The sequence below is a fragment of the Psychrobacter sp. S4(2024) genome, assembly GCF_036861305.1.
Classification (GTDB): Bacteria; Pseudomonadota; Gammaproteobacteria; order Pseudomonadales; family Moraxellaceae; genus Psychrobacter; species Psychrobacter cryohalolentis.
In genome coordinates this window covers 154,188-160,998 of the sequence record NZ_JAZAQR010000005.1, presented here as the reverse complement: position 1 = coordinate 160,998, position 6,811 = coordinate 154,188, and the positions used below count along the sequence as shown (strand labels likewise).

Sequence of the window (6,811 nt, the reverse complement as noted above, 5' to 3'; positions counted from 1 at the left end):
AGTGTGGTTCGCCCATGTGAGAGTAGGTCATCGTCAGCTCTCTATTCTGAAATATCCCCCGACTAGTTATCTAGGCGGGGGATTTTCTTTGCCTGACGTTTGGATGAGTGAGTGTTTATCGGATAATCGCGCTGATTTATTCAATTTAGAGTACGTATCCTAGTGAGGCGTTATCATGAGCTTTTTAGAAAAGCTTACCCGCTTCTGCTGTGTCTTCAAAATCAAACCCCAACTGCTCACCTTTACGCTGTTTCATTTGTTCGATACGTTGCCTGCGTCCAGAGACTAGCCGTAGCACCTCACGGCGCTGCTCGTTAGTCATGCTCAGCCATAGCTGACGCTCAGGACGACTGCGCAAGCAACCAAAGCAATAGCCTTTTTTATTGCTTTTACAAAGACCAATACATGGATTGGCAATCTCGAACAGCTCAAACTGTTGATTCATGGCTACTCCATCGCTATTATCGTCATTCCTTTGACCTATATAAAACTGCAATGACAACATTATTATGTCGCAAATACTGACTAATAGTGTGCCGTTTTATTGTTATTATTTTTGTTTAGCGGGTGCTATGCTTGGCTTTGATAGCCTATATAAGATAATCATAACAAAATTAACAAGGGAGATGATACGTGAACCTGATTTATATCCATGGACTGGACAGTGATGCCAACTCTACCAAAGGGGTGCTGTTAGAAAAATACTGCCAGCGTCATTATCCTGATATCAATGTATATCGTCCTAACCTGAATAGTGCTCCTGAGCAAGTTTTTGAGCAACTAGTTAAATTGGTAACCGAACTCAGTAGAGAGGATAAAACCTTACTTATTGGTAGCTCGTTAGGAGGCTATTTTTCTACCTTGGTGAGCAATCATACAGGTTGCCCCGCACTATTGCTAAACCCTAGCACTCAGCCTCATATTACTCTACAGCGTTTTTCTGACACCTTAGTATCAAATCAAGAAAGCAGTGATGAGTTGTCTCATAGTGACGTCCTGCATACGACGGCGGGCGGCTGGAATATTACTCCCTCAGATTTACAATGGTTTGCAGACCATCAACTTTTAGCAGTAAATTATCCCGATAAAGTTGCTGTGCTACTGAAAAAAGGCGATGAGCTGTTAAATTCTGAATTGTCTAAAGCTTTTTATCAGAGTCAGGGCGCATCGGTAGCTGTGCAAGCAGGTGGCGATCACAGGTTTAGCGATTTTGGTGAGCAATTGCCAAAGGTGATTGATATGCTACAGCAGTTGCTCTAAGTTCAAATAAAGCTGTCATAGCGTATTAAATAGACGACATTATCTGACGTAAGCGACTGACTATTACCGTTACCGTCGCTATTTTTCGTTATAATGGTTTAATAGAATTAATCGTATATGAATATTTAAGGATGCATTTGTGAGTCAGTATAATGCGCAATCATTAGAAGTTTTAGAAGGGCTTGAGCCAGTACGTCGTCGTCCCGGTATGTATACTGATACCACTCGCCCCAATCATTTGGCGCAAGAAGTTATTGATAACTCCGTCGATGAGGCATTGGGTGGTTACGCCAAAACTATCAAGGTTCAATTGCATAGTGATGGGTCGCTGTCGGTTGAGGATGATGGTCGCGGTATGCCGACAGATATTCACCCTGAGTTCAATCAATCGGGTATCGAGCTGATTTTGACCCGTTTGCATGCTGGTGGTAAATTTTCGACCTCTAATTATGAAGTTTCGGGCGGTTTGCATGGCGTGGGTATTTCTGTCGTTAATGCCTTGTCGACGCGAGTTGAAGTCACGGTATGGCGTGATAGCACGCAGTTTGAGATGGCGTTTGAAAATGGCGCGCCAGTGACGGCGCTAACTGAGACGATTAGCTCCAATAAGCGTAAACGTGGCACTAGGGTACGCTTTTGGGCAGATGGTAGCTTTTTTGATACGCCAAAATTCAATGTAAAGCATCTCAAGCATAATTTGAAAGCCAAAGCGGTTTTGGCAGCTGGACTGACGATTGAATTCACTGATGACATTAATGATGAAAAGGTGGTTTGGCAGTTTACCGATGGGGTGGTCGAGTATTTAAACGAACAATTAGATGGTCTTGAGACATTGCCTGAAGCACCGTTTTATTATAATTACGATGCGAAAGCGGGCGAACGAGCTGCCATTACCTTTGCCTTGTCTTGGTTGCCTGATGGTGGGACGCCGATTCAAGAAAGCTATGTGAACCTGATTCCGACAGCTCAGGGCGGTACTCACGTCAATGGACTACGCACGGGTATCTTAGAAGCATTGCGTGAGTTCTGCGATATTCATAATTTGCTACCACGTAGTGTGAAGCTAACCGCAGAAGATGTCTGGGACGGGGTGAACTATATTCTGTCTCTGAAGTTCTCTGAGCCACAGTTTTCTGGACAGACCAAAGAACGTTTATCTAGTCGCGAGGCTGCAGGCGCTGTACAGACATTGGCAAAAGATGCCTTTAGCCTATGGTTAAACCAGCATGCAGACATGGGTACGCAAATCGCTGAACTGGCGATTAATAAAGCAGGGCGTCGTTTAAAATCTGCTAAAAAAGTCGCCCGTAAGAAAATCACTCAGGGACCTGCATTGCCCGGTAAGTTGGCAGATTGCCGCGGTGATTTGCGTGATGGGGCTGAGCTGTTTTTGGTAGAAGGGGATTCTGCGGGTGGGAGTGCGAAGCAAGCACGTGATCGTCATTATCAGGCGATTCTACCCTTGCGTGGTAAGATTTTAAATACGTGGGAGGTCTCATCAGATACAGTGCTATCGAGTCAAGAAATTCATGATATTGCGATTGCCATTGGCGTTGATCCAGCATCTGACGATTTATCTGAGCTACGTTATGACAAGGTATGCATCTTAGCGGATGCCGATTCTGATGGACTGCATATTGCTACCTTGATCTGTGCGCTATTCGTGAAGCACTTTCCTGCCTTAGTCGATGCTGGTCATTTATTTGTTGCAATGCCGCCACTCTATCGCGTCGATGTGGCTAAAGAAGTGCATTATGCGTTAGATGAAACCGAGCTTCAGCATATTTTAGCCAATGTACCGGGCAATAAAAAAGCTCAAATCACACGTTTTAAAGGCTTGGGTGAGATGAGCGCTGAGCAGCTGCGTGAAACAACCATGAATCGCGATACTCGTCGTCTGGTTCAGTTGGATATGGATGACATGGTACTAACCAACAGTGTGATGGATATGCTGCTAGCCAAAAAGCGTGCTGCTGATCGTAAGATATGGCTAGAAGATAAAGGTAATCTAGCTGATATCTCATAGCTATTTTTAGGACGCTTAGCATTATTTATAATCATGATTGAGTAAGCTATAACATAACAAAAGCATGTAAAATCCAGATTAGTGATACCAGCTTAATGGTATTATATGGATATCTTCTACTACATGGTGCCGTTATGACATCAAAATTATTTAATCGCTCTAATGCTAACAGTGCTAAGCCGCCACGCTCTAAAACATTACCAAGTCTCAATAAAAAACAGCTTGGGAATTTGGTTCCTAGACGCGGCAACAAGATTGCGCCAGTGATTGCGTCTGCATTATTAAAAGCGGCAGGCTGGCGTACCGTTGGTGAGATAGAAAATATTCCACAGGCGGTGGTGCTAGCGCTTCCGCATACATCAAATATCGACGGTGTATATGCGATACCCAGTTTGTTTGCGCTCGATTTGAAAATTAGTATTATGGGCAAACACACCTTATTTAAGGTGCCGATCCTTGCACAATTGCTGCATTGGATAGGTATTGTTCCGATTGATCGCCGTAATAAAGGCTCCGTATTACAAGCGAGTATTGATAAATTTAAAACAGGTGAGCCATTATTTTTGGGGTTGTCGCCAGAAGGTACGCGTCAGTACACCAAAAATTGGAAGTCAGGCTTTTATTATTTAGCAGTGGGTGCCGGTGTGCCAATCTTGCCAGTGGCGCTGGATTACAATACCAAAGAGATACGCTTTATGCCTTTGGTCTATCCTACCGGAGATATCGAATCCGATTTGCCAAGAATATATGCTCAATATCAAGGTGTAATTCCAAGACATCCTGAGCGTTTATCGCAGCCGCTACAGGACGTTAATAAATCAGCGGAGTAGTTTTTTAAGTAGTAGCTGATTATATTTATAAAAAACCCCTGATATGGAGTATCAGGGGTTTCTTGTTTGCGCTTATTAATCTTGAGCCCTTACACATTAAGGTTTTATAAAGTTATAAAGGTAGCTGACGGTTAGAAGTGCTTACACCGCCATCGACGGGCAAATTGGTACCGGTAATCATGGCAGCATCATCGCTTGCTAAGAAAGTAATCACCGCGGCAATATCGTTTGGTGTAGCACAGCGTCCTAATGGACTCTTATCTGATGATTCATCTATATTTGCTTGAAGATCTGTTATATCGGTATTTTGAATATCGGTATTTTGAATCGCATCTGATATATCAGACTGAGTGACGCTTGGATTTACTGCATTAACGCGCACGCCGTCTGCGCTGTGTGCCGAAGCCAACGTACGGGTCAAATCAGTAATACCTGAGGTGGCAGCATCATAAGTTGCTGCACTCTGATCGCTACTACAAGCTGCAAATGAAGGAACGTTAATGATACTACCTTTACTCTGTATTAAGTAAGGCATAGCCGTCTGACAGACATACAAGGTTTCACTTAAATAGTCATCAACAGCTGGACTCTTCTGTTCAGTAGATAACCCACTATTTCTGCCTTGCGTCGTTTGTGCTGCGTTATTCACCAATATATCGATTGTTTCAAACTTATCGATGACTCTTTTTATCATCTCTTGTACTTGGCTCTCAACACCAATGTCACAAGCGATGGTTAAAAAGTTGTCGGTATGAATCCATGTACGGTCTTGTGGAAATCCTTCAGTGATTTGATTTAATGTATCGGTCGAGCGTCCGACGAGTATGACGTTAGCACCTTCATTCGCAAAACGAATGGCGGTTGCACGACCGATATGTGAGTCGGCACCTGTTACGACAACTGTTTTCTCTTTAAAGCGTTTCATGATGGGCAAGTCCTTGTTCTCATCAGAGAGACATTTTCTAAATAAATGGGCTAATTATATTGTAAGGTAGCATGCGTATTAATTGATTCCTTAATACGCGAGTAATACCGCTTTTATATCATCATAACAAGTCACTGTGCTGAAAGCGACCATGTATAATTGCTATTATGTAGTTTATTTTTTATCCAATAGTCTTGGAGCAGCAGTTGCATTTATCCGCTGCACACCAATTGCGCCGCTTATAATAGCGTATTTTTTTTCAGACAAAAAGGTGGTAACTGTGCCCAGTGATTCGACGATGGTAATGTCTGATGGAAGCTATCTTATGAATGAAATGGCTTGTTATTTACGAGCAGATATCTTAAAGATTATCTTACCGGATATGCCAGTGATAGAGAGCAACTATCAAGCGCAATATTCTCAGTACCAGCTACCACTAGGCGATCTTAACTTAGTAGAGTGGGTGATATATTTGCCTACTGACATGCTGCCAGCTGATATTGAGGCACTAGGTAGGACAGTTTTTAATGCTGTAAATATATGGCGCAAGACTCATATATCAAGATCTATAGACAGCCAGTTACGTAGTATTGACGTCTTGGTTTTGGATATCCAGCGTCAAATTGATACTGATACTGATACTGATACTGATGTTCATAATAAATCCTGCAAAAAAAATCCTGTTCAACGTCTAGCCCATAGTTTTACGGACAGTAATTTAGTAGAGGGTTCGCTCGTTGATACAAGTGCATCTATTCAGCCATTACAAGCATTTGGCTGGCATGACTGGCATATTCATTTAAATAAATTACAGATACCTTGCGAGCTATGGCGATTTTTACACTATCGTTTAGGGCAGTCACAGCAGGATAATAAGGATCATATAACAAATTCCGAAAACGATATTATTACTGGATTTCTAAATGTTGCCGACTTCTTTGCACCTGCAATTACGATAGATAATGCGTTGATAAAATATGGTTTGCAAAATGAGCCTAACTCGGCATTGATAGCGATGTCGCTGGCACAGAAAACCAATAGCCCAACTAAGCAGATGTATCAACAGCATATGGCGCAAGCGGCTGCTTTATGGTCACAACTTAGCATGCAGATGTTAGAAACAGTTTATAAAAATCCTGCTGCGTTTAAGCAGAAAGAATCATTGGAGAAGTCTAGTAAGGCAGATTTTTCTCATTGGCAACAGCAGATATTAGATGAGTCATTGTTTTCGCGTCATGAGTTAGTTCGTACTTTATATAAGCATCCCAAGCAAGCGCAGCAGTTGCAGCAACAAGGCTATGTTGTCCACCAACATTCTTACGAGTGTTTGGGGCGGCATTATGTACTAATATTTTATGGACAAGATGCAGAAGGAAAGCATGGTAAGTCGGCTATACGCCCAAATTTAGCGAAAATCGCTTTAGATGTGGCGACACGGTTACCAATGGCAGAACTACATCATGTGGTTGTATTGGGTATAGATTTTATAATAGAGGCTGAAGATGCTTTTATGGATATTGATTTATGGATTCAGCCAGTTAATCCCATGACCCAGCGCGAGCGCCAACTGACTAAAAAGGTTCAGCAGTTGCAGCAAAGTAATCAGAGTAATGCTAGTGAAATTACCGAAGATAATAAGAAAAAAGCTCATTCTAATCATCTATCATAAGTGCGCTTAAATATTCCAAGTGCATCTCGCCCTAATAATACTGACTAAAATTACTTATTATCAAACATAAAAAAAGACAGCCTAAGCTGTCTTTTTTATAA

General features: G+C 42.2%; 6 protein-coding genes. 4 read left to right on the top strand and 2 right to left on the bottom strand.

Annotated features, from left to right (window positions below):
- Positions 1-184: 184 nt before the first annotated feature.
- Positions 185-445: a DUF1289 domain-containing protein gene (locus VLA57_RS12430; protein WP_133104990.1), complete on the bottom strand. Its 261-nt coding sequence runs from the start codon at positions 443-445 to the stop codon at positions 185-187.
- A gap of 188 nt (positions 446-633) precedes the next feature.
- Between VLA57_RS12430 and VLA57_RS12425 the strand changes: the two genes are divergently transcribed.
- The 3 genes from VLA57_RS12425 to VLA57_RS12415 all read left to right on the top strand — a co-directional run bounded on the left by VLA57_RS12425 (position 634) and on the right by VLA57_RS12415 (position 4,116).
- Positions 634-1,260 carry a YqiA/YcfP family alpha/beta fold hydrolase gene (locus VLA57_RS12425; protein ID WP_333955072.1) on the top strand — a complete coding sequence of 209 codons (627 nt, stop codon included), beginning with the start codon at positions 634-636 and terminating at the stop codon, positions 1,258-1,260.
- 139 nt (positions 1,261-1,399) lie between these two features.
- Positions 1,400-3,286, top strand: a complete 1,887-nt coding sequence (parE, locus tag VLA57_RS12420; protein ID WP_133104989.1) for a DNA topoisomerase IV subunit B — start codon at positions 1,400-1,402, stop codon at positions 3,284-3,286.
- A gap of 134 nt (positions 3,287-3,420) precedes the next feature.
- Complete coding sequence (locus VLA57_RS12415; RefSeq protein WP_262881098.1) at positions 3,421-4,116, top strand: lysophospholipid acyltransferase family protein; 696 nt, start codon at positions 3,421-3,423, stop codon at positions 4,114-4,116.
- 112 nt (positions 4,117-4,228) lie between these two features.
- On the opposite strand, the gene VLA57_RS12410 is transcribed toward VLA57_RS12415, so the two are convergent.
- Entirely contained in the window at positions 4,229-5,041 is an 813-nt protein-coding gene (locus VLA57_RS12410) for an SDR family NAD(P)-dependent oxidoreductase (protein WP_133104987.1), read from the bottom strand.
- 325 nt (positions 5,042-5,366) lie between these two features.
- On the opposite strand from VLA57_RS12410, the gene VLA57_RS12405 reads away from it, so the two are divergent.
- Positions 5,367-6,710, top strand: a complete 1,344-nt coding sequence (locus tag VLA57_RS12405) for a hypothetical protein (protein ID WP_333955071.1) — start codon at positions 5,367-5,369, stop codon at positions 6,708-6,710.
- Positions 6,711-6,811: the final 101 nt, after the last annotated feature.

What these genes read in the sequence shown, in the direction of transcription:
- VLA57_RS12430 (WP_133104990.1), bottom strand. Translation starts at nt 445, where the DNA reads ATGAATCAACAGTTTGAGCTGTTCGAGATTGCCAATCCATGTATTGGT.
- VLA57_RS12415 (WP_262881098.1), top strand. Translation starts at nt 3,421, where the DNA reads ATGACATCAAAATTATTTAATCGCTCTAATGCTAACAGTGCTAAGCCG.
- VLA57_RS12410 (WP_133104987.1), bottom strand. Translation starts at nt 5,041, where the DNA reads ATGAAACGCTTTAAAGAGAAAACAGTTGTCGTAACAGGTGCCGACTCA.
- VLA57_RS12405 (WP_333955071.1), top strand. Translation starts at nt 5,367, where the DNA reads ATGAATGAAATGGCTTGTTATTTACGAGCAGATATCTTAAAGATTATC.